The organism is Achromobacter sp. SX5 (assembly GCF_056711425.1).
In genome coordinates this window covers 734,118-760,840 of record NZ_CM160041.1, presented here as the reverse complement: position 1 = coordinate 760,840, position 26,723 = coordinate 734,118, and the positions used below count along the sequence as shown (strand labels likewise).

The 26,723-nt window shown below is 68.3% G+C and carries 25 protein-coding genes; 9 read left to right on the top strand and 16 right to left on the bottom strand.

What is annotated here, in order from left to right:
- The first annotated feature begins 148 nt into the window (after nt 1–148).
- The 5 genes from AC1M14_RS03560 (at nt 149) to AC1M14_RS03540 (ending at nt 8,031) form a co-directional block, all read left to right on the top strand.
- The gene (locus AC1M14_RS03560) at nt 149–1,000 is read left to right on the top strand and encodes a M15 family metallopeptidase (RefSeq protein WP_479731002.1); all 852 of its coding nucleotides are present in this window, start codon (nt 149–151) and stop codon (nt 998–1,000) included.
- A gap of 37 nt (nt 1,001–1,037) precedes the next feature.
- Nucleotides 1,038–2,429 (top strand): hypothetical protein, encoded by a 1,392-nt coding sequence (locus tag AC1M14_RS03555; RefSeq protein WP_479731001.1) that lies wholly within the window; start codon nt 1,038–1,040, stop codon nt 2,427–2,429.
- 66 nt (nt 2,430–2,495) lie between these two features.
- Nucleotides 2,496–6,254 (top strand): type VI secretion system membrane subunit TssM, encoded by a 3,759-nt coding sequence (tssM, locus tag AC1M14_RS03550; protein WP_479731000.1) that lies wholly within the window; start codon nt 2,496–2,498, stop codon nt 6,252–6,254.
- Nucleotides 6,251–7,234 (top strand): type VI secretion system-associated protein TagF, encoded by a 984-nt coding sequence (tagF, locus tag AC1M14_RS03545; protein ID WP_102774084.1) that lies wholly within the window; start codon nt 6,251–6,253, stop codon nt 7,232–7,234. The genes tssM and tagF overlap by 4 nt, the downstream gene beginning before the upstream one ends.
- Nucleotides 7,235–7,236: 2 nt before the next feature.
- On the top strand, nt 7,237–8,031 hold the full coding sequence (locus AC1M14_RS03540) for an OmpA family protein (protein WP_102774085.1): 795 nt from the start codon (nt 7,237–7,239) through the stop codon (nt 8,029–8,031).
- Here the strand turns inward: AC1M14_RS03540 and tssA are convergent.
- Nucleotides 8,028–9,134, bottom strand: a complete 1,107-nt coding sequence (tssA, locus tag AC1M14_RS03535) for a type VI secretion system protein TssA (protein ID WP_479730999.1) — start codon at nt 9,132–9,134, stop codon at nt 8,028–8,030. The two genes, AC1M14_RS03540 and tssA, sit on opposite strands and share 4 nt — an antisense overlap.
- 137 nt (nt 9,135–9,271) lie before the next feature.
- On the opposite strand from tssA, the gene AC1M14_RS03530 reads away from it, so the two are divergent.
- Genes AC1M14_RS03530 through AC1M14_RS03520 form a run of 3 tightly spaced genes read left to right on the top strand, consistent with a single transcriptional unit; the run spans nt 9,272 to nt 10,045 of the window.
- Nucleotides 9,272–9,523, top strand: a complete 252-nt coding sequence (locus AC1M14_RS03530) for a hypothetical protein (RefSeq protein WP_102774087.1) — start codon at nt 9,272–9,274, stop codon at nt 9,521–9,523.
- A 36-nt stretch (nt 9,524–9,559) separates the two neighbouring features.
- Entirely contained in the window at nt 9,560–9,829 is a 270-nt protein-coding gene (locus AC1M14_RS03525) for a PAAR domain-containing protein (protein ID WP_102774088.1), read from the top strand.
- Between the two features lie 51 nt (nt 9,830–9,880).
- Nucleotides 9,881–10,045: a hypothetical protein gene (locus AC1M14_RS03520; RefSeq protein WP_168202185.1), complete on the top strand. Its 165-nt coding sequence runs from the start codon at nt 9,881–9,883 to the stop codon at nt 10,043–10,045.
- Nucleotides 10,046–10,057: 12 nt separating this feature from the next.
- Here the strand turns inward: AC1M14_RS03520 and AC1M14_RS03515 are convergent, their stop codons facing one another.
- Nucleotides 10,058–10,816 (bottom strand): 5'-methylthioadenosine/adenosylhomocysteine nucleosidase, encoded by a 759-nt coding sequence (locus AC1M14_RS03515; protein ID WP_479730998.1) that lies wholly within the window; start codon nt 10,814–10,816, stop codon nt 10,058–10,060.
- Nucleotides 10,817–11,019: 203 nt separating this feature from the next.
- Between AC1M14_RS03515 and AC1M14_RS03510 the strand changes: the two genes are divergently transcribed.
- A complete protein-coding gene (locus AC1M14_RS03510; RefSeq protein WP_479730997.1) occupies nt 11,020–12,783 on the top strand; it encodes a GGDEF domain-containing protein in 1,764 nt (587 codons plus the stop codon).
- A gap of 56 nt (nt 12,784–12,839) precedes the next feature.
- Here the strand turns inward: AC1M14_RS03510 and AC1M14_RS03505 are convergent, their stop codons facing one another.
- The 14 genes from AC1M14_RS03505 to AC1M14_RS03440 form a co-directional block, all read right to left on the bottom strand.
- Nucleotides 12,840–14,144 carry an ABC transporter substrate-binding protein gene (locus tag AC1M14_RS03505; protein ID WP_102774091.1) on the bottom strand — a complete coding sequence of 435 codons (1,305 nt, stop codon included), beginning with the start codon at nt 14,142–14,144 and terminating at the stop codon, nt 12,840–12,842.
- A gap of 36 nt (nt 14,145–14,180) precedes the next feature.
- Nucleotides 14,181–15,305 (bottom strand): zinc-dependent alcohol dehydrogenase family protein, encoded by a 1,125-nt coding sequence (locus AC1M14_RS03500; protein ID WP_479730996.1) that lies wholly within the window; start codon nt 15,303–15,305, stop codon nt 14,181–14,183.
- A 39-nt stretch (nt 15,306–15,344) separates the two neighbouring features.
- Nucleotides 15,345–16,097: a glucose 1-dehydrogenase gene (locus AC1M14_RS03495; RefSeq protein ID WP_102774093.1), complete on the bottom strand. Its 753-nt coding sequence runs from the start codon at nt 16,095–16,097 to the stop codon at nt 15,345–15,347.
- Between the two features lie 27 nt (nt 16,098–16,124).
- Nucleotides 16,125–17,561: an aldehyde dehydrogenase family protein gene (locus AC1M14_RS03490; protein WP_479730995.1), complete on the bottom strand. Its 1,437-nt coding sequence runs from the start codon at nt 17,559–17,561 to the stop codon at nt 16,125–16,127.
- A 16-nt stretch (nt 17,562–17,577) separates the two neighbouring features.
- Nucleotides 17,578–18,234: an ABC transporter ATP-binding protein gene (locus AC1M14_RS03485; RefSeq protein WP_102774095.1), complete on the bottom strand. Its 657-nt coding sequence runs from the start codon at nt 18,232–18,234 to the stop codon at nt 17,578–17,580.
- Between the two features lie 3 nt (nt 18,235–18,237).
- On the bottom strand, nt 18,238–18,978 hold the full coding sequence (locus AC1M14_RS03480) for an ABC transporter ATP-binding protein (protein ID WP_102774096.1): 741 nt from the start codon (nt 18,976–18,978) through the stop codon (nt 18,238–18,240).
- A gap of 2 nt (nt 18,979–18,980) precedes the next feature.
- Complete coding sequence (locus tag AC1M14_RS03475; protein ID WP_102774097.1) at nt 18,981–19,973, bottom strand: branched-chain amino acid ABC transporter permease; 993 nt, start codon at nt 19,971–19,973, stop codon at nt 18,981–18,983.
- A complete protein-coding gene (locus AC1M14_RS03470) occupies nt 19,973–20,878 on the bottom strand; it encodes a branched-chain amino acid ABC transporter permease (protein ID WP_102774098.1) in 906 nt (301 codons plus the stop codon). The genes AC1M14_RS03475 and AC1M14_RS03470 overlap by 1 nt, the downstream gene beginning before the upstream one ends.
- Before the next feature lie 247 nt (nt 20,879–21,125).
- Nucleotides 21,126–21,668, bottom strand: coding sequence for an electron transporter SenC (locus AC1M14_RS03465; protein ID WP_479730994.1), 543 nt, complete (start codon nt 21,666–21,668; stop codon nt 21,126–21,128).
- Complete coding sequence (locus tag AC1M14_RS03460; RefSeq protein WP_479730993.1) at nt 21,665–23,035, bottom strand: GldG family protein; 1,371 nt, start codon at nt 23,033–23,035, stop codon at nt 21,665–21,667. Before AC1M14_RS03460 ends, AC1M14_RS03465 begins: the two co-directional genes overlap by 4 nt.
- Nucleotides 23,032–23,745, bottom strand: a complete 714-nt coding sequence (locus AC1M14_RS03455) for an ABC transporter permease (RefSeq protein ID WP_102774101.1) — start codon at nt 23,743–23,745, stop codon at nt 23,032–23,034. Before AC1M14_RS03455 ends, AC1M14_RS03460 begins: the two co-directional genes overlap by 4 nt.
- Nucleotides 23,742–24,695 carry an ABC transporter ATP-binding protein gene (locus tag AC1M14_RS03450; RefSeq protein WP_102774102.1) on the bottom strand — a complete coding sequence of 318 codons (954 nt, stop codon included), beginning with the start codon at nt 24,693–24,695 and terminating at the stop codon, nt 23,742–23,744. Before AC1M14_RS03450 ends, AC1M14_RS03455 begins: the two co-directional genes overlap by 4 nt.
- A 7-nt stretch (nt 24,696–24,702) precedes the next feature.
- Complete coding sequence (locus AC1M14_RS03445) at nt 24,703–25,560, bottom strand: N-acyl homoserine lactonase family protein (RefSeq protein WP_102774103.1); 858 nt, start codon at nt 25,558–25,560, stop codon at nt 24,703–24,705.
- Nucleotides 25,561–25,812: 252 nt separating this feature from the next.
- Nucleotides 25,813–26,721 carry a LysR family transcriptional regulator gene (locus AC1M14_RS03440; RefSeq protein ID WP_102774104.1) on the bottom strand — a complete coding sequence of 303 codons (909 nt, stop codon included), beginning with the start codon at nt 26,719–26,721 and terminating at the stop codon, nt 25,813–25,815.
- Nucleotides 26,722–26,723: the final 2 nt, after the last annotated feature.

The window sequence follows — 26,723 nt, the reverse complement described above, 5'->3', positions numbered from 1 at the left end:
CAAGGCGTTCGAGAATACCCGATGACATGTTTTCGATCATCGATTCTTGTTACGAGTTCTTAGCCACAGACGCGTTTTGCAACGCCCAGGCGCTTGCCTGAATCCCAAATAGAACAAAAGATTACGCCTTCGTAACTGAGGCACCTCTTTGCTGCTCCTACTGCCCCTATATTTCGTGCTGGCCATCGGCGTGTCCGCGCTGCTCGTCTTCCCGCCCCTGCGGGAGGCTGCGACGCGCGGTGCGCGCGCGTTCGCCCAGGGCGTACGCCGCAAAATGGCGCGCGGCGCCGGCCAGGCGGGCGTGGTCGTCGGCGGCTCGGCGCAGGCGGTGCGCGCAGGCTTCGGCAAGGCCGGCGGCGCGTTCTCGGCCTATCGCTGGCATATCGCCATCGGGCTGGCCGTGGTGCTGTTTCCGTCGCTTTTTGCTTTCGTCATGCGACACAATCACACATTTGTTTACGATGATCGGATGGCCGGCCCGGACCCTCGCATCCAGGCCCTGCTGACCGGCGAAAGACTGGTGCCGCCGCCGCCGCTGCCGCCCGAAGCCTTCACCACGCGCGAAGTGGAACTGGTGCGTCCCAATCTGGGCGGCGCCAGCCGCGACTGGAACCTGCTGGACGCCGACTACCGCCAGCGCCTGTTGGCCGCGTACCGCGTCATGCGCGAGGAGCACGGCTACGAGATGGTGCTGATCGAAGGCTATCGCAGCCCCGAGCGCCAGACGCAGCTGGCCGGCATGGGCGCGCACGTGACCAACGCCGGCGCCTACCAGAGCTATCACCAGTTCGGCCTGGCCGCCGACAGCGCTTTCCTGCGCGACGGCAAGGTGGTGGTGTCGGAGAAAGATCCCTGGGCCATGCGTGGCTATGAATTGTTCGGCGAGACCGCCGAGCGCGTCGGCCTGACCTGGGGCGGACGCTGGAAGATGATGGACTTCGGCCACACCGAGCTGCGCCGCCCCGGCGTCATGCGGCGCGGCAACGGAGCCGCGCAATGATCCGGCCGGTCCGCCACGCCTATCCGATAGAACGCCCATGAGCCGCATCCTCAAAACCGGCCTGCTGGCCGCCCTCGTCTTCGGCCTCGTCTGGCTCGCCGTCATCATCTGGTGGCAGGAGTCGCACACGCTGCCCACGGGCGTGGACATCGGCCTGTACCTGTTCGCGCTGCCGCTGGCGCTGCTCGCCGCCGGCTGGGCCGGCGCCCGCGTGGTCCGCGCGCGCCGCGAGGCCAGGGCCGCGCCCGCCCCCGCCGCGGCCGCCGACGAAACGCAGGCTCCGCCGCCTCCCGCGCTTGTGCGCCTGACCGCGCTGGCCGGCACGGCGCGCGCGGCCCCCGGCGCCGATCCGGCCGCCATCCACGCCGCGCTGTCCAGGCAGCAGCGTCCCGAACTGGACCCCGCGCTGAAGAACGCGAAAGGCTTTCCGGTATTCAGCGGCCGCGCCGCCCATCTCGACATCGATGCGCTGCGCGAAGCCGCGAGCGCCGCGGCCGGCCCCGCGGGCAGGCCGGGCGACGACTGCCTGCGCGCCGCCGAGCTGCTGTGCGAAGTGGTCGAAACGCTGTCGCAGGAAGCCCGCGCCCACGTGCTGGACAACGGCACGCCGCAGCGCGACGAAGACTGGCCGCGGCTGCAGCTGGAGCTGCTCCTGCCCGCCGATTGGCCGCAGGCCGCGCGCGCGCATGCGGCGGACCGCGCCCGCGACGCGGCCGTGTGGCCGGCCGGACGCCTCGAAGCGCGCACGCACGAGGCGCAGGACGCGCTGGCCGGCGACGCGCTGCTGCGCCGGCTCGCGCAGGAATCGCCCGACCCGGCGCGCGCCGCGCTGCGCCTGGTGGCCGCGGCGGACTCTTATATAGACGCCGGCGTGGTGCAGGCCTGGGACACCGCGGGCCGGCTGGTCGACACCGCCAATCCGCAAGGCCGCGTGCCGGGCGAAGCGGCCGCCGGCCTGTTGCTGGACCTTGCGCCCGTCGCGCCTGACGCCGCGCCGCCGCGCGAACTGCCGGCCGACGCTTTCACGTTGACGCTGTCGCCGTCGGCGCGCCGCGCCACCGAAGCCGATGCGCGCGGCGCCGCCGCCGAGCCGGCGCTGGCCGAACTGGCCGCCCGCTTCCTGGAACGGCAGGAACAGTCCGCGGACGCGATCGCCGCGCTGGTCAGCGACGCCGACCATCGCGGCAGCCGCCCGCTGGAAACCGCGGGCCTGGCCGGCGCGCTGTTTCCCAGGCTGGACCCGAACCAGGACTGCCTGTCCGTCGGCGCGGCCTGCGGCCATACCGGCGCGGCCGCGCACCTGCTCACGCTGGCCGTGGCCGGCGAAGCCTGCGCGCAGACCGATGCGCCGGTGCTCGCCGTCATGACCCAGGACCCCGCGCTGCGCACGCTGGCGCTGGTGTCCCGCCCCATCCGCCCTTTAGCCTGACCCACAAGAAAACCGTCCAACATCATGCGTAGCCCTTCAGGTTTCTTTTCCAGCATATCCAGCGCCATGAGCGAAGGCCGGCACTGGACGTCGCGCGTGCTGGCCAACCCGCGCACCTTCATGGTGATCGGCCTGATCGCCCTGATGGTGTTCCTGTTCCTGTTCGCCGAAACCGCGGAGATCGGCCTGGCCTGGGCCGGGCTGGCCCTGGGCGCATGCGTGCTGCTGTGGCTGTGCGCCTACCTGTGGCGCCGGCGGCGCACGCGGCGCGCCAACAAGAACCTGGGCGACATGCTGGAGCAGCAGGTGCAGACGGGCGCGGCCGCCAACCGCAACGACGTGGAAGCGCTGCGCTCGCGGCTGACCCAGGCGGTGCGCACCATCAAGACTTCCAAGATCGGGCAGGCCTCGGGCAACGAAGCGCTGTATGAGCTGCCCTGGTACATCGTGATCGGCAACCCGGCGGCGGGCAAGAGCAGCGCGGTCATCAATTCGGGCCTGCAGTTTCCGTTCGCCGACAAGAACGGCGCGGCGGTGCGCGGCGTGGGCGGCACGCGCAACTGCGACTGGTTCTTCACCACCGAAGGCATCCTGCTGGACACCGCGGGCCGCTATTCCGTGCACGAAGAGGACCGCAACGAGTGGATGGGGTTCCTGGACCTGCTCAAGCGCCATCGTCCCAAGGCGCCCATCAACGGCATCATCGTGGCCGCCAGCATCGACGAGCTGACCGGCGCGGGCCCGGAGTTCGCCATCAACCTGGCCAAGAACCTGCGCCAGCGCGTGCAAGAGCTGACCGACCGGCTGGAAGTATTCGCGCCGGTCTACATCATCTTCACCAAGGCCGACCTGATCTCGGGCTTCAGCGAGTTCTTCTCCGACAGCGACCAGCGCGAACGCGACCGGGTGTGGGGCGCCACCCTGCCCTACGGCGCGGAGGAGAACCGCGACGTGCTGGCGCTGTTCGATGAGCGCTTCGACGAGCTGTACGAAGGCCTGAAGGAAATGGGCACGGCGCAGATCTCGCTGCGCGCCAACCGCGAACTGCCGCCCGGCCTTTTGACCTTCCCGCTGGAATTCGCCGGCATCAAGCCGGCCCTGCGCACTTTCCTGTCGACGCTGTTCGAAACCAATCCGTTCCAGTACAAGCCGATGTTCCGCGGCTTCTACTTCACCAGCGCCTTGCAGGAAGGCGTGTCGCAAAGCTCGTCCACCGAGCGCCTGGCCGAGCGTTTCGACCTGCGCCCGGCGCAGCGCGCGCTGTCGCGCAACGTGTCCTCGCACAACGGCTTCTTCCTGCGCGACCTGTTCTCCAGCGTGATCTTCGCCGACAAGAAACTGGTGCGCCAGCATGCCAGCCCGGCCAAGACCCGCATGCGCTACCTGACCTTCTTCGGGCTGGTGCTGGCGCTGGGGCTGGTGCTGGGCGGATGGAGCTGGTCGTACCTGGGCAACCGCCAGCTGGCGCAGAACGTGCAGGCCGACATGGACAAGATCGTGCGCCTGCAAAGCGAGCGCACCGACCTGCAAAGCCGCCTGGAAGCCATGGAAATCCTGCAGGACCGCATCGAGCAGCTGGACCGCTACAGCGCCAGCCGGCCGTGGTCGCTGGGCCTGGGCCTGTACCAGGGCGACGTGCTGAAGGAGCGCCTGCTGGCCGAGTACTACAACGGCGTGCGCCAGTTCATGCTGGCCCCGGTCAAGACCAGCCTGGAAGACTTCCTGGCCAAGGTCGACACGTCGGCGGCGGCCGCCGCCGGCGACGCCGCCCAGCCGGCGCCGCAACAGGTCCGCGCCGCGCATGCCGCCGGCGCCGACACACTGTTCCAGGACGCCTCGCCCACCAACGCCGACGACGCCTACAACGCGCTCAAGACGTACCTGATGATGGCCAATCACCAGCACGTCGACCCCACGCACCTGTCCGACCAGATCACGCGCTTCTGGCGCGGCTGGCTCGAGACCAACCGCGGCGCCATGCCGCGCGACCAGCTGATCCGCAGCGCCGAACGCCTGATCTCGTTCTACGTCGGCCGCGCGCAGGACGCCGGCTGGCCGCAGATCGAAACCAACCTGGCGCTGGTGGAGAAGACCCGCGGCAGCCTGCGCGCGGTGATGCAGGGCATGCCCGCGCGCGAACGCGCCTACGCCACGCTCAAGGCGCGCGCCGCCACGCGCTTCCAGGCCATGACGGTGGCGCGCATCGTCGGCGAGAACGACGCCGGCGTGGTGGCGGGCAGCTACGCCATCCCGGGCACCTTCACCCGCGAGGCCTGGGAGCAGTACATCCAGCCGGCCATCAGCGAAGCCGCCAAGCAGGAAGTCCAGACCAGCGACTGGGTGCTGGGCGTGAACGCGCGCGACGACCTGACGCTGGAAGGCAGCCCCGAGCAGATCCAGAAAAGCCTGGCCACCATGTACAAGACCGAGTACGCGGAGGAATGGCAGAAGTTCCTGCGGGGCGTGACCATCAAGCCCTTCACCAGCTTCCAGCAATCGGTCGGCGCGATGAACCGCCTGGGCGATCCGCAGACGTCGCCCATCGCCAAGCTCATCAACACCACCTACGAGCAGACCTCCTGGGACAACCCCTCGCTGATCAACGCCGGGCTGCAGCAGGCGCAAAGCGGCGTGGTCGGCTGGTTCAAGCGCGTGATCCTGCGCCAGACGCCGCCGCCCGCCCCCGGCGCCGCGACCGCCAACGGCGAGGCGATTCCGATGGGTCCGGTGGGACGCGAGTTCTCCGACGTGGCGCGCCTGGTGGTCACGCGCGACAACCAGTCGCTGCTGGGCAACTACATGGGCGCGCTGTCGAAGATCCGCACGCGCTTCAACCTGCTGAACAACCAGGGCGACCCCGGCCCCGGCGCGCTGGTGCTGATGCGCCAGACGCTGGAAGGCAAGGATTCCGAACTGGCCGACGCACTCAAGCTGGTCGACGAACAGATGCTGGCCGGCATGAGCGCGACCCAGCGCGAAACGCTGCGTCCGCTGCTGGTGCGCCCGCTGATCCAGGCCTACGCCGTCACCATGCAGCCGGCCGAGTCGGAGCTGAACAAGGTCTGGAACGCGCAGGTGTACCAGCCGTTCACGCAGAACCTGGCCGAGAAGTATCCGTTCGCCGGCAGCGCCAGCGTGGAAGCCAGCAGCGCCGAGATCGGCCAGGTCTTCGGCCCGCAAGGCAGCATCGCGCGCTACGTCAACGAAACGCTGGGCCCGCTGACCGTGCGGCGCGGCGACATCCTGACGGCGCGCACCTGGGGCGACATGGGCGTCAGCCTGCAGCCGACCTTCACCGCCAACTTCGCGCAGTGGGTGGCGCCGCTGTCCGGCGGCGCGGCCGGCAGCGGCGCGGCCAGCCAGCCGCAGACGCTGTTCCAGATCCAGCCGCGGCCGGCCGGCGGCGTGACCGAGTACACCATCGAGATCGACGGCCAGCAGCTGCGCTACCGCAACACGCCGCCGCAGTGGGTCAATTTCGTGTGGCCCAACGCGCAGGGCGCGCCGGGCGCGCGCATCACCGCCACCACCTTCGACGGCAGCGTGGTCGAGGTCGTCAACGAGCCGGGCCGCTTCGGCCTGGAGCGCCTGATCTCGACGGCGCAGCGCAGTTCCAACCCCGACGGCAGCTTCAACATGAGCTGGGCCAAGTCCAACGTCACGGTGCCGGTGAAGCTACGCATCATCAGCAACGCCCAGGCGCCGGGCGCCGGCGGCAGCGAGCCCGGCAGCCAGGGCCTGCGCAACCTGCGCCTGCCCACTTCGGTGGTCGGCGCCTCCCCTGAACCCTCCTCCGCCCAGACGCAACCCGGAGCGCCGCGATGAGCAACGTGCAGTCCCCCTTGTTCCGAACGGCCTACTTCGGCAAGATTCCCACCCGCGGCGACTTCGTCAAGAACACCTCGCATCCGCAGCTGATGGCCACGCTGGACGCGTGGGTCGCCAACACCATGGAGATCCTGGCGCAGGAGCCGCACTGGAAGGCGCTCTACGACGAGGCCGAGCCCATGCCCTTCGCCATCCTGGGTTCGCGCGGCAAGCTCGCCATCGCGGGGCATCTGCAACCCAGCCAGGACCAGTCGGGCCGGCGCTTTCCGTTCCTGTCGGCCACGTCGGTCGAGGTACAGCGTCCGCTGGAATTCATCGCCCGCAGCCCCATGGCCTTCAGCCGGCTGTGGAACCGCATGGGCGGCGCGGCCGCCATGCTGATGAGCGACAGCGATCCGGCCGCGGCCCTGCAGGCCCTGAACGAGCTGGAAGGCGAAATCCGCACCGCCGCCGACGACGGCTTCGACGCCTTCGTCGACCTGCAGACCGTCGAGCGGCTGGAAGCGATGCTGCGCGGCAACGGCCACCAGGCGCGCGTGCACGACATCATCCTGGCGCTGGGCATCCTGCTGGAGCCGGTGATGTCCAGCGGCTCGTCGCAGCTGGACAAGGGGCTGTCGCTGCCCCTGCCGGACGATCCGCTCTACATCAATCTGGTGGCCGCGTACTGGATGACGCTGATCGCGCCGTTCCTGGCGCGGGCCGACTTCGAGATCACGCTGTTCGTCGGCCGCATCGGCGGCAAGCACCGCCTGGCGGTGGGATTCCGCGGCGCCTCGCCGCAGACCCTGGCCGGCCTGCTGTCCACGCCGCAGACCTACGCCGAGCAGCACATCGTGCTGGAGGACGCGCCCTGGGTGCGCAACCACGTATCGGCCAGCCACGGGCTGGCCAAGCTCTCCAGCTATCTGGACCAACCGCGGCTGTCCCTGCGCATTGCGCTGGACACCTTCCGCGAAGTATTCACCGGAGCCTGACCATGCGCGTCTCTCTCCTGATCCTGGCGGCGCTGTATTCCTGCGCCGCGGCGGCGCAGGACGCCGCCACCGTCGTTCCCGCCAACGTCATTCCCCAGCCCGGCCAGGTGGTGGCCAGCGGCGCCGTGCCCGACGAGGCCACCAAGGCCAACGTGCTGGCCAGACTGCAGCAGGTCTACGGCGTGGGCAACGTGATCGACCGCATCGACGTGGGCGGCGTGGTCGCGCCGCCCAACTGGTCGGAACACGTGGGCAAGCTGATCGGCCAGCCCCTCAAGCAGATCAACCGCGGCCAGCTGGAGATCGACGGCACCCAGATCCGCCTGCGCGGCGAGGTGCAGAACGAAGCCTCGCGCCAGCAGATCGCCAGCAACTTCGCGACCTCGCTCAACCCGACCTACAAGATCGTCAACGGGCTGCGGGTGGCGGCCGGCAAGGACGAGCAGGGCCTGCTCGACAACCTGCTGGCCAACCGCGTGGTGGAATTCGAGACCGGCAGCGCCACGCTGACCGCGCGCGGCCGCGAACTGCTGGACCAGGTGGCCGACGTGGTGCCCAAACTGCGCAGCGAAAAAGTGCAGATCATCGGCCACACCGACAGCTCCGGCAGCCGCAGCACCAACCTGGCGCTGAGCCAGGCGCGCGCCGACGCGGTGCGCAACTATCTGGTGGACAAGGGCCTGCCCGCGGCCCGTTTCGAGACGCTGGGCGCCGGGCCGGACCAGCCGCTGGCCACCAACTCCACCGCCGAAGGCCGCGCCAAGAACCGCCGCATCGAGTTCCGCGCCAGCCGCTAGCCGTTGCCGTCGGGCTGCTTGGGCACGCCCAGCAGCTCTTCCAGCCCCGCCAGCGCGTCGTCGTTCTTGAGCACGGTGCGCAGCCACAGGTGCAGCGACATCTCGCCCCAGTTGGCGGCCTTGTCGGCCAGATAGGCCACCGGGCTGTGCGGCTCGGTGCGGCGGAAGAATTCCGCCACCTCGCGCAACTGCGCCAGCGCCTGGTCGCGGGTTTGCAGCGGGCCGCGCGCGGCGGCGGGCGCCGCGGGCTGGGGTTCGGCAGGGCTCAAGGTCGGCTCCAGGCGGGTGGCGGCGGGTTGCGCGGGCGCGGCGGCGGCCGGCGCCGCCGGCGTCTCGGCGCGCGGCAGCAGGCCGGCGTCGCGGGCGAAGCGGTGCGCCAGTTCGGCCACGCTCTTCAAGGCTTCGCGCACCGGCGAGAAAGCCGGGCCTTCGTCGCCCAGGCGCTGCGTCAGCGTCGCCTCGAGCATGTCGAGCGCGGCGAAACAGCTCTGCAGGCTGCCCTCCAGCTCCAAATAAAAGGCCGGCGGCGTATCGCGGCGCGCCGCGTCGAACTGCTCCAGCGTCAGCTTGCCGCGGGTGAGCTCGGCCGCGTTCTGCGGCGCGCGCTTGACCGCGTTGGCCAGCTGCGTGGCGCTTTCCCACAGCGCCGCGCCGTAGCGTCCGCCTTCGGACTGCGTCAGCGGCAGCTCGCGGATCAGCTGCTGCGAGCGCGACAGCAGCCAGGCCAGGTTGCCCACGCGCTGCTGCACGTCGCCCTCGTCGGGCACCGGATGCAGGCCGTCCCAGTAGCCGCGGCACAGGCCGTCGACCAGCAGGAACCCGTCGCGCAGGCCGGCGAAGCCGCGCGTCTTGGCCCAGGCCTCGGCCAGCCAGGCCGCCACGCGCACGTCCTTGCTGCGCTCGCGCAGCACGCCGGTGCAGATGGCGATCACCTGCGGCCAGTCGGCTTCCTTGATGTCGATGATCCAGTCGCCCTGGTCCAGGTGCGGATCGTCGTGGCGGCGGGCTTCGCGGATGGCGTCGAACTCGGCCGAAAACACCATGTCCACGCCGCAGGGCGCCTCGCCCGGGATGGGCTGCAGCAGTGTGTCGATATCGCTCATTTTGATTTTGTGGGAAGACGGGTCGGACGGATCTTCCCATATCTGTAACGGCGGGACGTTTGAAGATGACACGTCCTATTACAAAGCGCATCACGCAGCCTCGCTATCATGCGCATTCCCCCCGACCCGGAGTCGAGATGAACAAGTCATTCCACATGCTGCCCGACGGCCGCTTCATCAACGGCAAGCCGCGCCGTTGCCCCGACGGCACCTATGTCGGCGACGGCGGCCCCATCACGCGCGCCCCGGACGGCACCTACGTGGCCGGCAAGCCCCAGCGCGCGCCCGACGGCAGCTACCTGGGCGGCGGCGGTCCGGTGCGCATGGCGCCCGACGGCAGCTTCGTCGTCGGCACGCCCCGCCTGGCGCCGGACGGCACGTATCTGTAAGCAAACACGACATTTCTGACAACGCAACAGGCAGCCATGGCGCAGCTATCGGTGATACGCAAGGGCGACCGCACCTCGCATGGCGGGGTGGTCGTCACGGGCGACGAAACGGTGATGATCTTCGGCCAGCCCATGGCCCGGCTGGGCGACCGCGTCACCTGCCCCAAATGCAGCGGCACCCACACCATCGTCGAAGGCGCGGCCAGCGTCAGCTCCGACCGGCGCACCGCGCTCGAAGGCATGAAGACCTCCTGCGGCGCCACCCTGATCGCCAGCCAGCAGTTCTACCGCCTGGAACACGGCTAAGCCGCGCGGCGTAGAATGAATCAGGCCCGCGAACATGCGCAGGAGACTTCCATGAAATCCGCTCTGATCCGCCAGCTCTGCCTCGTGGCCGCGGCCCTGCTGCTTGCCGGCTGTGCATCGGGGCCAGGCGGCCCGCCCCACCCCGGCGCCGTCAATCCCTACAGCAGCGGCGGCTTCCATGACGCCGGCCCCAACTATCCCGACACCGGCCCCTGAAGGCCGTGGCGCTCAGGCCTGCCGCAAGGCGCCCGATTGCAGCAGCGGCGCCAGGATGCCGGCGCTGTAGACCCGCGCCAGGTTCACCAGGAAGTCGGTGAAATCGCTCTTGGCGGCATGGTCCGCGCGGTCCGAGATCACGCGCAGCAGCGCGAACGGAACGCCGAATTCATAGCAGACCTGCGCCGTGGCGCCGCCTTCCATCTCCAGGCATAACGCCTCGGGCAGCGCCTGGCGCAGCCGCTGCGCGTACTCGTTGTCGTTGACGAACACGTCGCCGGTGGCGATCAGGCCGTGGTGCACCTTCGGCGGCCTGCGCGCAGCGCCGGCCGCGGGCATGGCCGCGGGGCTGCGCGCGAACAGCGCGGCGCTGTCCTGCAACAGCCTGCCCAGCGCCGGGTCCGCGTCGAAGCGCTCGCGTCCCAGCAAGGGAATCTCGTGGCGCCCGAACAGCGGGCGCGCGTCCATGTCGTACTGCATCACGGCGCTGGCCACGACCACGTCGCCCACCTCCACGTCCGCGTGCAGCCCGCCGGCCAGGCCGGTGAAGATCACGCGCGAAGCCTTGAACTCCTGGATCGCGATGCAAGCCGTGGCGGCCGCGGCCACCTTGCCGATGCGGCTCAGCGCGATCACGCAGGGCGTGCCCCACAACGTGCCCACATGAAAATCGCGCATGGCGATGCGGAAGGTGGCGGCGCCCGGGTCCATCGCGGCCAGCAGGTCGGCGATTTCCTCGTGCAGGGCGCCCAGAATGGCTAAACGTCCCATGTCTACTCTTACGGTCATGCGCGGCCCCGGCCGCCCAGCCCGCAACATACCCGAAGGGCCGTCCGGCCGCCACGGGATTGAGATAATTCGACTTAATGCGACATAAAAGCAAGCCTGCGGAAATGTTGGCCTAAACCAATGCAGCCGGCGCCGCATTTCAAGTAATCTGCGGCCAGTCATTGTTCCGAGTCCGTGTCTGCCGCATGTTCCGCAATGTCTTTGCCCTTAAATCGCTGGAAAGGTATTTCCTGATACTGGCGGCCGGCGTGGCGTTGCCCGTGTCCATGCTGACCGTGATCGTGGTGCAGCAGAACTGGCGGTCCCTGGCCTCCACCGACGAAGCCATGAGCGGCTTCGTGGTGGTGCGCAGGACCCTGGAAGCGATGGAAGCGGTATCGGCCGAGCGCGGCCCCATGAACGCGGCGCTGGGCGCCGACCTGCCGGTGCCCGACGAAATGCTCCGCGCCCTGGACGAAGCGCGCCAGCGCACCAACGCCCGCATCGCAGACCTGCTGGCCCTGTACCGCGCCCCGCTCAATCCCGACGGCGCCGCCGAATTCACCAATATCCAGCGCATCCGGCAGGCCCTGCTCGACGCCCGCGCCGGCGCCGACCTCGCGATCGCCGCGCCGCGCGCCACTGTCTCGGGCCTGAACCTGTGGAGCGTGGTCGGCGACATGGTCGCGCTGGTGCCGCAGCTGCGCGCGGCGATGTCCGACGGCATCGGCCGGATCGCGCGCAACCAGGGCGAGGACTTCGACCTGCTGATGCTGGCGCTGCTGGCCGGCGAACTGCGCGAGCAGGCCGGCCTGCTGGGCTCCGCCTTCGCGCCGGCGCTGAGCAAGCGCCGCATGCTGACCACCGGCGACCAGCTCGAAATCGAGCACGTGCTGGGCCGCATCCACGAACTGCGCGCGCTGATCCGCACCAACATCGCCGGCATGCCGCGCCATGCCCGCTCGCATGCCTATCTGGACCTGCAGCAGCAGTACTTCGGCGCCGGCCTGAGCTACCTGGAAAGCGTGCGCGAAGAAGCCGAACGCGGCATCAGCGGCGCCCCGGTCACCATGTACGAACTGGGCCGGAACTACGTGCCCACCATGGCCTCCATCGTGCGGTTCCGCGACGTCATGCTCGACGAGGTCGAACAGTGCATCGGCGAAAGCCGGGCCGCCGCCATCCGCGTGCTGCTGACCACGCTGGCGGCCGCGGCCATGCTCACCGCCGCGCTCATCGTCGGGCTGACCCTGTTCCGCCGGCGGGTCATCCGCCCGTTCGTGCGCGCCACCGACATCATCGGCGCGATCGCCCGGGGCGGCGAGGCCCCGCGCATCCCCACGGACAAATACCGCGGCGAAGTCAACGGCATGTTCAAGGCGCTCAGCGTGCTCAACGACAACGCCACGGCGCTGCGCAAGCTCGAACTGGAGCGCGACCGCCTGATCCGCGACCTGGCCGTCATGGCCGAAACCGATTTCCTCACCGGCCTGCTCAACCGGCGCGCCTTCGAAAAGCGCCTGCAAGCCACGCTGGCGCGCGTGCGCGGCAGCGACGAGGGGCTGGCCTTCATCCTCTTCGACATCGACCACTTCAAGGCCATCAACGACACCCACGGCCATGCCACCGGCGACGAAGCGCTCAAGGCCGTGGCCGAACTGTGCCGGCGCATCTTCCGCCAATCCGACATCGTCGCCCGCGTCGGCGGCGAGGAATTCGCGGTGCTGTGCCACGGCTGCGATCCGCGACGCGCCCATGGCATCGCACAGCGCATGCGCAAGGCCATCGCCGAGACGCTGATCACCGTCAGCGACGGCAGCCGCTTCAGCATGACCGCCAGCTTCGGCGTCACCTACGCCAGGGGCACGGACGCCGCCGCCCTGGCGCGGCTGTCGCGCCGCGCCGACGAATTGCTATACGAAGCCAAGCTGAACGGCCGCAACCGGGTGGAGCTGGAAAGCGCGGCTTGAGAAAAAAAACCCCGGCGGTTTCCCGCCGGGGCCAACGTGCACACAGCACCGATTGCTCAGTTCGAATAAACCTTGATCTGGTCGCTCTTCAGCACGTCCGGCGTCAGGCTTTTCTCGATCCAGCCCATGGACGTATCGGCCACGCCCGGGGTGACCAGTTCGGCCGGCACGATGGTGATGTCGGCCAGCACCTTGAACGGGTACTTGTCGCTCTTTTTGGTCACGCCGAAGAGCTGCGCCTCCAGCCCCTGGCCGTCGGCCCGGTGCAGCTTGACTTCGCGGCCATAGCCCTTGAAGGTCACGTCGTGCATGGCCGCCGCCACTTGCTCCGGAGTGGGCCAGGCGCCGCCGTTGGCCTTGATGGCCTGCTCGTAGCCCGCCTTCAGGCCCTGGATGGCCTGCACCATGTGATAGACGGAATAGATGGGATAGGCGCCGGTCTTTTCATGAAATTTCTTTACGAAGGCCTGGTGCTGCGGATCGTCCTTGGTTTCCGGGTGCAGGAAGTAATGGTCGCCGCGAGCGCCCACGTAAACACCTTCGGGCAGGGCGTTGCCCAGGCGCTCCAGCGAGCTTTCGGCCAGCGACAGCACAAAGGTCGAGTTCTTGAACAGATTGCGCTGCGAGGCCTGGCGCACGAAGTTGTCGAGGTCGCCGCCCCAGGAGGTGGAGACGATGACGTCCGGGCGCAGCGCCTGCAGGCGGCTGATCTCCGTGGAGAAGTCGGCGGCGCCGAACTTGGGGAACATCTCGGCCACGACCTTGACGTCTGGCTTGAACTTCTTCAGCGCAGCCAGAAAGATGTCGCGCGAATCGCGACCCCAGGCGTAGTCCTGGTTGACGATGGCGATCGTCTTGAAATCGGGCTTTACCTTCATCAGGTACAGCACCTGGGCGACCATTTCGGTGGTGGCGTTGGCCTGGGTGCGCACGACGTACTTGTACTTCTTGCCCTCCAGCGCCTTCTCCGTGCCGCAATCCCACAGCACGTTCAACACTTTCAGATCCTCGGCCACGGGCGCGACGATGTTGCAGTGGCCGCTGGAAATGGCCGACAGCATGACCCGCGTTCCGCCTTCGGCCAGGCGGCGATACTCGGACAGCAGCTTCTCGCCCCCGCCGCCCTCGTCAATGTAGCTGGGCACCAGCTTAACGCCGTCGATGCCGCCGTTGGCGTTGATCTCCTGAATCAGAATCTCCGCCGCGTCGCGCGCGGGCACGCCGAACACCGAAGCCGAGCCCGACAGATAGGTAGAAATGCCGATGTTCAGTTCCTTGGGCTTGTCCGCCGCGTTCGCCAGCGCCGCGGCGCCGGCCAGCACGGAGGCGCCCAGCAGCGCCGCCATTCTTGAGAGTTTCATGATGTAGTCTCCAGTGTTGTTATCGGGTCTGCGCCCTTAGAAAACGATGGCGTCGCGCAGGCTGCCGCCGGTGGCGAGGTGATCGAACCCCTCGTTGATCTGGTCCAGCGAAAACGATTTGCCCATCATCCTGTCCACCGGCAGGCGGCCGGCCTTGTACAGATCGATGTAGCGGCCGATGTCGATGGCCGGCACGCCGGAACCCAGATAGCTGCCCCGGATCTCGCGCTCCTCGCCCACCATCTGCGACAGCGACAGCGCGAAGCTGGACTTGGGATTGGGCAGGCCCGAGGTCACCGTCGCGCCGCCGCGGCGCGTCAGCTTGTAGGCGGTTTCAAAGGCCGGCACGGCGCCGGCCATGTCGAAGCCGTAATCCACGCGGCCGCCCGCCAGGTCGATGAGATCGTCGTCAGACTTCACTTGTTTCGGGTTGACTACGTGTGTGGCGCCGAGTTCGCGCGCCAGCGCCAGCTTTTCGTCGCTGAGATCGACCGCGACCACACGCCGCGCGCCAGCCCCGACGGCAGCCAGCAGCGCGCTCAGGCCGACGCCGCCCAGCCCCACGATGGCTGCGGTATCCCCCAGCTTGATGCGGGCGCGGTTGATGACCGCGCCTGCGCCGGTGAGCACGGCGCAGCCGAACAGCGCCGCCTCGCGGTGGCTGAGTTCGACGTGGACCTTGACGCAGGAACGGCGCGAAACCACGGCATACTCCGCAAAACACGACACGCCGGTGTGGTGGTTGATGTACTCGTCGCCGATGTGCAGGCGGCGTTCGCCGCCCAGCAAGGTGCCCTGGGTATTGGCGGCCGCCCCCGGTTCGCACAGCGCTGGCCGGCCTTCCATGCAGGGGTTGCAGCAGCCGCAGCTGGGCACGAACACCATGGCGACGTGATCGCCCGGTCTGAGGTCGTTGACACCGGGGCCGGTCTGCACCACCTCGCCCGAGGACTCATGGCCCAGGACAATGGGCACGCCGCGCGGCCGGTCGCCATTGATGACCGACAAGTCGGAATGGCATAGTCCCGCCGCCTTGATCCACACCAGCACCTCGCCGAAGCCCGGCGGGTCCAGCTCCACCTCGGCAATGCTCAATGGCCGGGTCCGCGCATAAGGGCCTTCCACGCCGGTTTGCCGCAACAGCGCCGCTCTGATTTTCATATGCGTGTCATCCGCAGAAAAGAGAAGTGGCGGCCGGCGCTAGACCGTCCGGCCGCCGTCGACCGGGAATTCCACGCCGGTGATGAACTCGGCCGCATCGCTGGCCAGGAACAGCGCCGCGGCCGCCACGTCGGACGGCTGGCAGAAACGTCCCAGAGGAATGGTCGACACGAACTTCGCGCGGTTTTCCGGGGTATCGGGCAGGCCCATGAAGAGCTCGAACATGCCGGTGATACCCATGACCGGGCAGATGGCGTTGACCCGGATGCCGTCGGCGCCCAGCTCCACCGCCATGGATTTGGACAGCACGTTGACGGCGCCTTTGGACGCGTTGTACCAGCTCAGGCCGGGACGCGGCCGGATACCGGCGGTCGAGCCCACGTTCAGGATCACGCCGCGCTTCTGCTCGCGCATTACCGGCACCACGGCCTGCGCCATGTGGTAGATGGACTTTACGTTGATGTCGAACATGCGGTCGAACATGGCCTCGTCCACGTCCAGCATGGGCTGGTTCTTGTGGGTAATGGCGGCGTTGTTGACCACGATGTCGACCGAGCCGAAGGCCTCGCGGCAGGTGCGCACGACGTTGTCGATGTCGGCGCGGCTGGCGACGTCGGCCTGCACCGCCAGCGCGGCCGGGCCCACTTCGCCGGCCACGCGGTCGGCGGCGGCCTTGTTGATGTCGGCGATGACGACCTTGGCGCCTTCCTTGGCGTAGAGCTTGACAATGCCCTCGCCGAAGCCACTGCCACCACCGGTGACGATGGCGACCTTACCTTGCAACTGACTCATTTCTGTCTCCGTTGGTGTACGCGGCGATCATTCGCCATAGAACTGGATGATGGTTTTGGTCGTGCTCATCTCTTCCAGGGCGATAAAGCCCTTCTCGCGCCCGTGCCCGCTTTTCTTCACGCCGCCGAACGGCAGCTCCACGCCGCCGCCGGCGCCGAAACCGTTGATGTAGACCTGGCCACATTTGATGCCGCGGGCCACGCGTTGCTGGCGCCCGCCGTTCTCGGTCCAGACAGCCCCCAGCAGGCCGTAGTCGGTGGCGTTGGCCAGGCGGATCGCCTCGGCTTCGTCGGCAAAGGGCAGCGCCACCAGCACCGGCCCGAAGATCTCCTGGGACATCAGGTCGCTGTCGTGGTTGGCGGCGGAGAACAGCGTGGGCTTGACGAAGTAGCCGCCGGCGGGCACGCCGTCGGCGATGCCGCCCTGGGCCACAACTTTCAGGCCGTCGGCCAGGCCCTTTTCGATATAGCGGTTGACGCGGTCGAACTGCGCCTTGTTGACCACCGGGCCGCAGGTCAGGTCCATGTCCGGGGTGCCGGCGCGAACCTTGGAGAATTCCTCGGCCAGCGCCTTCATGAAGTCGGCATAGATGCCCTGGTGCACCAGCAGGCGGCTGCCGGCGGTGCAGGTCTGGCCGGCGTTGTGGACGATGCCCTTGACGATGGCCGGAATCGCCAGCCGGTAGTTGGCGTCGTCGAACACAATGTGAGCCGACTTGCCGCCGAGCTCCAGCACGCACTTGACCGCGTTGAGCGCGGCCGCCTGCTGGATCAGCACGCCGACCTCGTTGGAGCCGGTGAAGGTGATGAAGTTGATATCCGGATGGCGCGACAGGCTGGCGCCGGCCTCTTCGCCCAGGCCGGTCACGATGTTCAGCGCGCCGGCGGGAAAGCCGACTTCCAGAGCCAGCTCGGCCACGCGGATGATGGACAGGCAGGCGTCTTCGGCGGGCTTGACCACCGCGGCGTTGCCCATGGCCAGCGCCGGTGCCACGCTGCGGCCGAACATCTGCGCCGGATAGTTCCACGGGATGATATGGGCCGTCACGCCCAGCGGTTCGCGGATCAGCTGTACAGAATAGTCCTGCTGGAACGGGATGGTCTGGCCATGGACCTTGTCGGCGGCCCCGCCATAGAACTCGAAGTAGCGCGCCAGCACCGTGATGTCGGCACGCGCGGTCGACATGGGTTTGCCGGTGTCGCGCGATTCCAGGCGGGCCAGTTCCTCGTGGTGGGCCAGCACGCTCTCTCCCAGGCGCAGCAGCAGCCGGCCGCGCTCGAGCGCGGTCATGCGCCCCCACGCACCATCCAGCGCACCGCGCGCGGCTTGCACCGCGGCGTCGACGTCGGCCTGCTGGCCGCGCGGGATTGTGGTGAAAACCTGGCCGTCGACCGGCGACACCACTTCCAGACTGCGGCCGTCGGCCGCGTCGACCTGGCGGCCGTTGATGATCATTTGCGTCATGCCACTCTCCGGAGTATCAATTCAGGGAAATCGAGCCGCGCTCGATGGTCCAGATCTGGTCTGGGATGTCTCCCAGCAGTTTCACGTTGGATTCGGTTATCACCACGCACAGCTCGGGCTGCAATTCCTTGAGCCGCGCCAGTGCTTCGGTGTAGTCGCGCGCCAGCTTGGGCGCCAGCCCCTGGAAGGGCTCGTCCAGCATCAGCAGGCGGGTTCCCACCATGACGGCGCGCGCCAGCGCGACCATCTTGCCCTGGCCGCCCGACAGCGCTGAGCCCGACCGCTTGAGCATGGGTTCCAGCTGCGGCACCACCTTGAGCACCGCGGCCACGCGCGCCTGGATCTCGTCGCGCGACAGGCCCTGCACCTCGCAGGGCAGGTGCAGGTTCTCCTCCACGGTCATGGTGGGGAAAATCACCCGATCTTCGGGCGAGTAGCCCACCTTCAACGCCGCGCGCCGGTGGCCCGGCAGCGCGGTCAGGTCGGCGCCGTCAAAGGAGATCGTGCCGGACCGGATCCGGGTCAGGCCCATGATGGTGCGCAGCAGCGTGGTCTTGCCCGCGCCGTTGCGGCCGACGATGCCGATGGTCTTGGCGGATTCGAAAGTGGCGCTGACGTCGCGCAGGATGCGGTTGCCCGCCAGGTCGACGTTGACGACCGATAGGTTCAACATGTTTCAGGCCCCCAGCACTTCGCTTTTGATCTGCGCATTGTTCAGGACCTCCTCGGGCGTGCCATCGGCGGCCACCTTGCCGGCAATCCAGGCGGCAACCCGCGTGGCGTACCGCGATACGATGTCCACGTCGTGCTCGACGAACCAGCTGGTCACGCGGCGTTCGTCCAGCGCACTCATGACGGTCTCCATCAGGCCGAACTTGTCTTCCGAGGCCACACCGCTGGTGGGCTCATCCATGATGAGCAGCTTGGGCTGCAGCGCCAGCGCCATCGCCACGTCGAGCAATTTGCGCTTGCCTTCGGGCAGGCCGATGCACGGTTCGTCGGCCTCGGGCAACAGGCCCACCAGGTCCAGCGTGGCGTCGACCGATTTGGCGTCTATGGTGCTTTCCAGCGAACGGAACCAGCTCAGATCCTTGTTGCGCCGGGCGGCGGCGATCTGCACGCACTGGCGCACGCTGTGCTCGGTGAACAGCTGCGGCAGCTGGAACGAACGGCCCAGTCCAAGGCGAACGATGCGGCGCGGCGCCATCGCCGTGACATCGCGGCCGTCGAACCAGACCTTGCCCCGGGATGGCGCCAGGTAACCCGTGCAGATATTGATGAACGTGGTCTTGCCGGCGCCGTTCTGCCCGATCACCGCCAGGCGTTCGCCTTCGTGCAGTTCGAAGTTGATGTTGTCGGCGGCCACCACGCCGCCGAAGGCCAGGTACAGGTCGGTGGTCTTAATGAGGGGTTTCATTTTCAGTTCCTCACCGGGATGCGGACGGTGGACTGATCGCGGGCCTGCGCCCTGCTCTGCTCGCGCTTTTGCGCCGCTGCGCGCTTCATGATCTGGCCGACAAAGCCGGTGGGGAAAATAAAGATCACCAGGATCAGCGTCAGGCCCAGCAGGAACTGCCACAGCCCCGGAAAATAGGCCGCCGAGGCCAGCTTGACGGTTTCGAATCCCACCGCGCCCAGGAATGCGCCCGCAGCGTGGCCGGCGCCGCCCAGGATGGTGATGAACACGAACTCGCCCGAGCGCAGCCACGATCCGATCTCCGGCGTGACCAGGCCCTGCATCAGCGCCAGGATTGCGCCGGAAAAGCCCACCACCACGGCCGACAGCAGGTAGCCTTTCCACATGATCAGGTAGGCGGAAAAGCCCAGGTATTCGAGGCGCGTCTCGTTGGTCTTGATGGCCGAAAGGGCCTGGCCGCTGCCGGAACGAAAGTAGCGCTGCACCCACCAGGCCAGCGCCAGCGACAGCACCAGCGTCAGCACCAGCAGCGCGCGTTCGAAATCGTCGCGTTCCATGACCATGCCGGCCAGCGCCGGGCGCACGATGCGCAGCCCATCGGAACCGCCGGTCAGCGTGTAGAGCTTGCCCAACAGCGCGAACAGCACCATGCTCAGCGCCAGGTTGAGCATGCCGAAGAAGATGCCGCGGTAGCGCACCACGAACAGGCCGATCACCACCGCCGCGAGGAAACTGGCCAGCACGCCGGCCAGGATGAGCACCAGCGCGTCGGCGCCCGGCACGGCGCGGGCCAGAAAGGCCACGGTGTAGGCCGAGATGCAGGCGTACATCGCGTGGCCGAAGGAGACCTGCCCGGCGCGGGCCATGACCGACACGCCCAGCGCGGCAATGGCGTAGGTCAGCCCGATGACGATGGGCGTGATGGTCCAGGAATAGGCGTAGCCGAGCAACAGGGTGGCCAGCGCGGCCAGCAGGCTGAGTACGGGCACTTTCATCAGATCGTCCTCGCCTGGGCCACGGTGAACAGGCCGTGCGGACGGATGATCAGCACCAGCACCATGATGATGTAGGGCACCGCCACTTCCAGCTCGGGCGCCGCGTACACGGCGATGGCGCGGATCACGCCGATCAGCAGCGAGGCGATCAGCGCGCCGGTGATCTGGCCCAGCCCCGCGGTGGCCACCACCGCGAACGAAAGCACCGTCATGTCGGTGCCCGCGCCCGGCACCAGCGAGGTCGTGGGCGCAGCCATGGCGCCGCCCAGCGCGCCCAGCATGGTCGCGATGACGAAGGTGACGTAGCCGATCTTCTTGGCGTTGATGCCCAGCGAAGTGGCGACCTCGCGGTTGTGCGTGGTGGCGACCGTCTGCTTGCCCAGTTTGGTGTGGCGCAGGAAGAACTCCAGACACACGTAGGCCAGTAGCGCCGTCACCGGCACCACCACGAGCTGGTAAGTGGTGTAGGTGATCTCGCCGATCTCGATGTTGCCCAGCCGGTTGACGACCTCACTGGCGCTATAAGGCTGCGCGCCCCACAGCATGCGCTGGATGTCCTCCAGCATGAGAAAGCCGCCGAAGGTCAGCAGCAGTTTCAGGATGGGATCGTAGTTCTGCGCGCGGCGGATCAGCAGGAATTCCATGACGCTGCCCAGCGCCAGCCCGATCACGACCGCGGCCACGAAGAGCGCGGCAAACAGCAGCACGGGGGAGTCCGTTCTGGGCGCCAGGAACATCACGAAGCTGGCGGCCGCGTAGCCGCCGAAGGCATAGAACGCGCCGTGGGCGACGTTCAGAATGCCCATCACGCCGAACACCAGGGTTAACCCCATTGATACCAGGAACAGCAGACTGGCGTAGGCCACGCCGTCCACCAGGGCCAGAGGCAGTAGATCCAAGGTCAAGCGCGTTCTCCCATTGCGCTGGGCACCCGCAGCGCCCGCGCGCCCATGTCTCGTTATCAACCCCGCCGCGTCCGCCCGCGACATGTTGCGCGAGGGATGGCCGGGCACTTATCCGACGTGCGCCGCCGGCAGTGTGGAGCCGCGCGGAACCGGTCTGTTAATGGGATCGAAGTATAGGTACGCCCTTTTGCGCCGACTATTTATCTTTGTGCAAGCCGGGTTTCGCGCGCGATAGAGATGCAGCGCATCAAGGCGCGACGTCCATCGCCATCGCAGCCAATGGCGCGCGCGTCTGGTAGGCGGGGATGATGCGGATCTGCGATTCGCCGGGTATCTGCACATAACGGCCTAGTCCATCCGGCGCAAGCGCGCCCACGTGCAGTCGGGCCAGCGCGGCGCCGGCCGCGTCGAAAACCTCGATGCGCAGCCGCGGCGGCGCCAGTCCGTAGGGCTGGTCGGACTGCGGCCTAAGCATGCGATCACTGCGCGCCTGCGACAGCAGCGCCACGAACGCGGCGGCGTCGAATCCGCGGCCCGCGTCGGGCGGCTCGGCGCTCCAGCCTTCGGCGCCGCGGCTCAGCCGCAAGCTGGCTTCTGACGTGGCCAGCACCACCTGCGCGGCGCTGGCCGCGTCCCAGGCATAAAGCCGCGCCGGCTTGCCGGAGTCGTCGTGCAGATGGGTATGGCCTGCATGGCGCGCAGTTTCCGTGGACGCTTCGCGCCATTGCCATAGCGACAGGCCGATGCCCGCCGCCAGCAGCAGCGACCAGCCGGCGCGCGCGGCGTTCATCGGCGCCTCCACCACAGCACCAAGCCGACCATGAACGCCATCAGGGGCAAGGCGACCGTACTGGTCCAGAAAACCGTGCGCATCTGGCGATTGGTCAGCTCCACGCGCCGGCTTTCATAATGACGCGGGCGTAGCGTCAGCAGCGCGTCCTCGCCGGCCAGCAGCGAGACGGCATTGGCGAACAGCGCGCCATTTCCCAGCGTGGCGAAGTGCCGGTTGGTGGCGAAGTCGCTGTCGCCGGCCACCAGCAGCGAGGGCCGGGCCACGCCGTCTTCGGCGCCGTTCTGCGCACTGCGCGTGGCCAGCACCATCAGCGCATAGCGCGCAGCGGGCCGTCCGGGCAGCAACGCCTGGGCGCTGGTCTGCGCCAGCGGCGTCACCACTACGCCGCGCGGCAGGCTGTCTCCCGCCGGCTCCAGGCCGGCGGCGCCGGGGAAGAAACTCAGCGGCAGTCCACGGGTCATCTTGTGGCGGGTGTAGTCGCTGACGGCCGGGCTCCCGGGATCGTTGCGGTAGTGGCTGGCGGGATCGGCCAGCGCGCCGCCCGGGCGCGCGATGCCGAAGTCGCCTAGCAAGGCGTCCAGGCCGTGCGGCGCGTCCGGTTCCAGCAGCAGCAGGGTCTTGCCGCCAGCCAGGGTCCAGTCGCGCAGCGCCCGCGCGTCGTCCGCGCCGAATGGCGCGCGCGGGCCTGCGGCCACCACCACCGAGCAGTGCGGCAGCGCCGCGGTCAGGCCGCCGGCGTTGACCGCGCGGGTGGCGAAGCCCAGGGTCCGCAGCGCGTTGCGGGCCAAGGCCATGCCATGTTGCTCGTGTACCTCGACGCGGGCAACCAGGTTCTCGTCGCCATCGTGCTCTTCCAGGTCGTCCAGCGAGCTCAGGCTGTCCAGCGCGGCTTCGCGATGACCTTGCGTGAAGCAGACGGTCTGGGCGCCCTGCTGGCCGATGCGGATCAGCGCGTTGGTGAAATCGGTCTCGGTGCCACCGTTGATCGTCATGCGCCGCTCGCCCGAGGCCAGCACAGCGCTTCCGGCGAACTGGATGCCCGCCTCGCGCGCCTCGGCCGGGCGCAGCGCGGGGTCCACCCCGCGCACCTGGATCAGCGGATTGGCGCGCTGGTACTGGCGCAGCAGCTCCAGCGCGTCGACCATGCTTTTGTTGCGCAGGTCGTAGAACCAGGTCACCTCGACCGGCTCGTCGATCCGGCGCGCCACCTCCAGGCTCTCCGGCGCCAGGCTATACAGCCGCTGGGCAGTCAGATCGACACGCCCCAGGTGGCGCGCCGCCCACAGATTCAGCGCCAGCAGCAGCGCCGCCACCGCCATGAACGGCAACCATAGCGCCAGCCGCCGGACGGCGCGACGCATCATCGCAGCCTCCAGCGTTTCAGATTGGCGGCCGCAGCCATGAGTGCCAGCAGCGTCAGGCTTGCGAGCATGAGTGTTGCCGGGCCGGGCAGCACGCCGCGGATGAAGTCCACGTGCTGCGCCGACAACGACAAAGCCTGGAAGAACGGCGACAGCGCCGGAAACGCGTCCAGCGCCGCGGGGTAGTCGATGAACCACAGCAGCACCAGAATGCCCCACGTGGCGCTGGCCGCCACGATCTGATTGGCGCAGGCGCTGGACACGGCGATGCCGATGGCCAGGAACAGCGCGCCATACAGAAACACGCCGATGTAGCCGCCGGCGATGGGGCCATAGTCTGGCTGTCCGTACCAGGCCAGCGGCAGCACCGCCGACGCGGTGCCCGCCAGCATCAGCGCCAGCATGGTCAGCCCGGCCGCGTACTTGGCCGCCACCAGCGTGGCGTCCGACAGCGGCAGGGTCAGCAGCAATTCCAGCGTGCCCTGCCGCGCCTCTTCGGCGAAGGTGCGCATGCTGACCAGCGGCATCACCAGGATCAGCAGAATGGTCATATTGTGAAAAGCGGTCACCATCTGCCCGGTGCTGACGAAGAACAGATTGAAGCTGAACAGGTAGCCCGACAGGGCCCAGAACACCGCCACCACAGCCAGCGCCACCGGCGAGCCGAAATCGCCGCGCAGTTCCTTGCGGTACAGGGCGAAGAATCCTCTCATGCGCGCCTGCGCAACGAAGTGTCGTTGGACGCCAACGCCGACAGCAGCCGGGCCTCGACCGCGTCGTGCATGGACAGCACGGCGCGCAGCTCGCCATGCGCCAGCACGATGCGCAGCACCGCGTCGCAGGTCGAACCCGCGCCGGCGTCCCAGCCGATGCGCCACTTGCTGTGCATGTCGTCCACCGGTTCGGCGTCGACGCCGCGCACGCCCGGGCAAGCGCGTAAGGCCGCGTGAAGCGCCGCATGCCGTGCCTGCGGCAGCGCCAGGCTCAGCTGCAGGGCCGCCGGCGCCGCACCCAGCGCGGCGTCTTCCACCAGCCGGCCTTCGCGCAAAATGGCGATGCGCGTGCACAAGGCTTCCACCTCCTGCATAAGATGGCTGCTGAACACCACGGCGCGGCCTTGGGCGCAACGCCGAATCATCGCCCGCGCCTCGACGATCTGCACCGGATCCAGCCCGTTGGTGGCCTCGTCCAGCAACAGCACCGGGGGATTGTTGAGTACGGCCTGCGCCAGACCCACACGCTGGCGTTGCCCCTTCGATAGCCGACCGACCAGCGTGCGGGCCTGCGCCTGCAGGCCGAAGCCGTCGATGGCCTCTTCGATCGCCCGGCGCCGGGCGGGCGCCCCGCCCTCGACCTTCACCGCGGCAATGAATTCCAGGTACTGGGTCACCGTCAGCGCGTCGTACAGCGGCGCGCGCTCGGGCAGGTAGCCGATGTCGGCATTGCCGCGCCCGGCGGCCGGCTGGCGTCCGCAAATGGAGATGCGGCCGCTGTCCGGCGCGTAAAAGCCGGCCATCAAACGCAGGGTAGTGGTCTTGCCGCTGCCGTTCGGTCCCAGCAGGCCCACGATCTCGCCCGGCGCCACCGACAGGCTCAGCGCATGCAGAACCTGGCGCGGGCCGAACGACTTGCTGACCTCGTGCAGGGCGATGACCGGCCGCATGGCGCCCTCAGTCGAAGACCTTGGTTTTGGCGTTTTGCGCGTGCTGCTGCGCGTCGTGGCTGTACCAGAGCTGCCCCTGAGTGGCGTCGCGAATCTGCTTGAGACGATCGATGGCCTGCATGGAGGCGGCCGTGTTCCAAGTGATGCCCGGAATCACGCCCGCCTCGTTCTCGCCCGTGTAGATGGCGTCGGCCGCCAGCAGCACCGTGCCGGTGTTCTTCAGCTTGACCTGCAGCGACTGGTGACCCTGGGTGTGCCCCTTGGTGTCGAGCAGCACAATGCTGCCGTCGCCGAACAGGTCGAAGTCGCCCTCGACCTGGATGAAGTCGTAGTCGCGCGTGGTATCGAAGTCCTTCATGACATAGGCGGCCCGCTGGAATTTCTCCGGCCACCAGGCGGCACGCAGCTCGGCCTTCTGCACCACGTGGCGCGCCTTGGGGAACATCTTGATGTTGCCCGCGTGATCCAGGTGGAAGTGCGAATAGACCACGTACTTCACGTCGCTGGCGTCGAAGCCGGCCGCCTTCAACTGGCGGTCGATGACCTCGTCGCGCCCCTGGATGGAGTTGAACGCGCCGCACAGGCCCTGTCCCCAATAGTTGGCGCAGTTGCCGTCGGCCGTGGCCTGGTTCATGCCGGTATCGAACAGCACCAGTCCGCGCGGATGCTGGATCACATAGGCCGGCACGGGAATCTTGATCTTGGTGCCCACGTCCACCATGGCGGTCATGAAGCCCTTATCCAGCTCGATCTTGCCGACCGACAGTTGCATCAATTTGATGTCCGGCGGCGCGTCGGCCGCCTGGACCCACCCTCCCGCCGTGATCGCTACCGCGCCCAACAGCGCTTTCCAACGCTTGCTCATGGTTGTCTCCTCGAACCGACATGAAGGCCACAGCCGGACGGCCGCGGCCGGACGGGCGGCGTCCGGTGTCCCCCGGTTCGCCGCCGGCGTGCAATGGGCAGGTTTTCTTCTGTGTGCGGGACTGTCGGCGCCACTCTGACCCAAGCCCCCCGGAATGCCAATTCAGAATTGCTTAAGCTGGGTTTCATTCCACGCAAAGCGCCGGGGAATCCCTAATGCCAGGGTTACGCCCATGGGCGTCCGCCGCCCGCATCAAACCAACCCAGCCCCCTTGCGCCGCGTGAACTGCGCCAGCGACCGCAACGCCAGTTCATGCAAGGCCGCCACCGACGGCAGCAGCGTCTCTTCCTTGCGGGTCAGGACGCCGACGATGCGCTCCACGGTGGGTTCGGCCAGCGGCACGAAGGCCAGGCCGGTGCTGGCCGCGGGGCGCGCCAGCACCGGCAGCACGGTCACGCCCAATCCGCTGACCACGCTGGCCAGCAGCGAGGCGCGGTTGGACACCACCATGAACGGATCTTCGATGGCGCCGCCCAGTTGCCGGTTGCGCAAGGTGTCGAAGGTGGCGTTGCCGATCAGGCGTTCGCCGGCCAGCGCGGACCAGGGCACCGGGCCGCGCCGGCGCGCCAGCGGATGGCTCTTGCGGCAGACCAGGCCGAAGGCGTCGCGCGCCACCGGCGCGAAGGCGACTTCGGCGGTGCGCGGCACCTGCCCCGCCACGCCGACCTGCACTTCGCCGTTCAGCACCAGCCGGTGCACGTCCTGCGAGGGCTCGTCGATGGCGCGGATGCGGATCGCGGGGTGGCCGCGCGCATAGCGTTCCAGCAGCCGAGGCAGCCATTCGTCGGCCAGCGAAGGCATGACGGCCAGCGACACCGGCCCCTGGCTGCCCAGACTGAGCTGGCGCGCGGCGTCCAGCACCCGGTCGTGGGTGGACAGCAGTTCGCGAAACAGCGGCGCGACCGCCGCGCCCAGCGGGGTGAGCTGCGCGCGCTTGCCGGGTTCGAAGAGCGGCGCGCCCAGCTGCTGTTCCAGGTCCTGCATGGCCGCCGAGACGGCGGCCTGCGAGCGGAAGGTGCCTTCGGCCGCCAGGCGGAAGCTACCGTGGTCGGCCGCGAGCAGGAACTGGCGCAGGTGCTGGATCTTGAGGGGCTGCGGCATGA

Bases quoted from the DNA above. Each gene is read 5' to 3' on its own strand.
- AC1M14_RS03555 (WP_479731001.1), top strand. From the start codon at position 1,038: ATGAGCCGCATCCTCAAAACCGGCCTGCTGGCCGCCCTCGTCTTCGGC.
- tssM (WP_479731000.1), top strand. From the start codon at position 2,496: ATGAGCGAAGGCCGGCACTGGACGTCGCGCGTGCTGGCCAACCCGCGC.
- tagF (WP_102774084.1), top strand. From the start codon at position 6,251: ATGAGCAACGTGCAGTCCCCCTTGTTCCGAACGGCCTACTTCGGCAAG.
- AC1M14_RS03540 (WP_102774085.1), top strand. From the start codon at position 7,237: ATGCGCGTCTCTCTCCTGATCCTGGCGGCGCTGTATTCCTGCGCCGCG.
- tssA (WP_479730999.1), bottom strand. From the start codon at position 9,134: ATGAGCGATATCGACACACTGCTGCAGCCCATCCCGGGCGAGGCGCCC.
- AC1M14_RS03530 (WP_102774087.1), top strand. From the start codon at position 9,272: ATGAACAAGTCATTCCACATGCTGCCCGACGGCCGCTTCATCAACGGC.
- AC1M14_RS03525 (WP_102774088.1), top strand. From the start codon at position 9,560: ATGGCGCAGCTATCGGTGATACGCAAGGGCGACCGCACCTCGCATGGC.
- AC1M14_RS03520 (WP_168202185.1), top strand. From the start codon at position 9,881: ATGAAATCCGCTCTGATCCGCCAGCTCTGCCTCGTGGCCGCGGCCCTG.
- AC1M14_RS03515 (WP_479730998.1), bottom strand. From the start codon at position 10,816: ATGGGACGTTTAGCCATTCTGGGCGCCCTGCACGAGGAAATCGCCGAC.
- AC1M14_RS03510 (WP_479730997.1), top strand. From the start codon at position 11,020: ATGTTCCGCAATGTCTTTGCCCTTAAATCGCTGGAAAGGTATTTCCTG.
- AC1M14_RS03505 (WP_102774091.1), bottom strand. From the start codon at position 14,144: ATGAAACTCTCAAGAATGGCGGCGCTGCTGGGCGCCTCCGTGCTGGCC.
- AC1M14_RS03500 (WP_479730996.1), bottom strand. From the start codon at position 15,305: ATGAAAATCAGAGCGGCGCTGTTGCGGCAAACCGGCGTGGAAGGCCCT.
- AC1M14_RS03495 (WP_102774093.1), bottom strand. From the start codon at position 16,097: ATGAGTCAGTTGCAAGGTAAGGTCGCCATCGTCACCGGTGGTGGCAGT.
- AC1M14_RS03490 (WP_479730995.1), bottom strand. From the start codon at position 17,561: ATGACGCAAATGATCATCAACGGCCGCCAGGTCGACGCGGCCGACGGC.
- AC1M14_RS03485 (WP_102774095.1), bottom strand. From the start codon at position 18,234: ATGTTGAACCTATCGGTCGTCAACGTCGACCTGGCGGGCAACCGCATC.
- AC1M14_RS03480 (WP_102774096.1), bottom strand. From the start codon at position 18,978: ATGAAACCCCTCATTAAGACCACCGACCTGTACCTGGCCTTCGGCGGC.
- AC1M14_RS03475 (WP_102774097.1), bottom strand. From the start codon at position 19,973: ATGAAAGTGCCCGTACTCAGCCTGCTGGCCGCGCTGGCCACCCTGTTG.
- AC1M14_RS03465 (WP_479730994.1), bottom strand. From the start codon at position 21,668: ATGAACGCCGCGCGCGCCGGCTGGTCGCTGCTGCTGGCGGCGGGCATC.
- AC1M14_RS03460 (WP_479730993.1), bottom strand. From the start codon at position 23,035: ATGATGCGTCGCGCCGTCCGGCGGCTGGCGCTATGGTTGCCGTTCATG.
- AC1M14_RS03455 (WP_102774101.1), bottom strand. From the start codon at position 23,745: ATGAGAGGATTCTTCGCCCTGTACCGCAAGGAACTGCGCGGCGATTTC.
- AC1M14_RS03450 (WP_102774102.1), bottom strand. From the start codon at position 24,695: ATGCGGCCGGTCATCGCCCTGCACGAGGTCAGCAAGTCGTTCGGCCCG.
- AC1M14_RS03445 (WP_102774103.1), bottom strand. From the start codon at position 25,560: ATGAGCAAGCGTTGGAAAGCGCTGTTGGGCGCGGTAGCGATCACGGCG.
- AC1M14_RS03440 (WP_102774104.1), bottom strand. From the start codon at position 26,721: ATGCCGCAGCCCCTCAAGATCCAGCACCTGCGCCAGTTCCTGCTCGCG.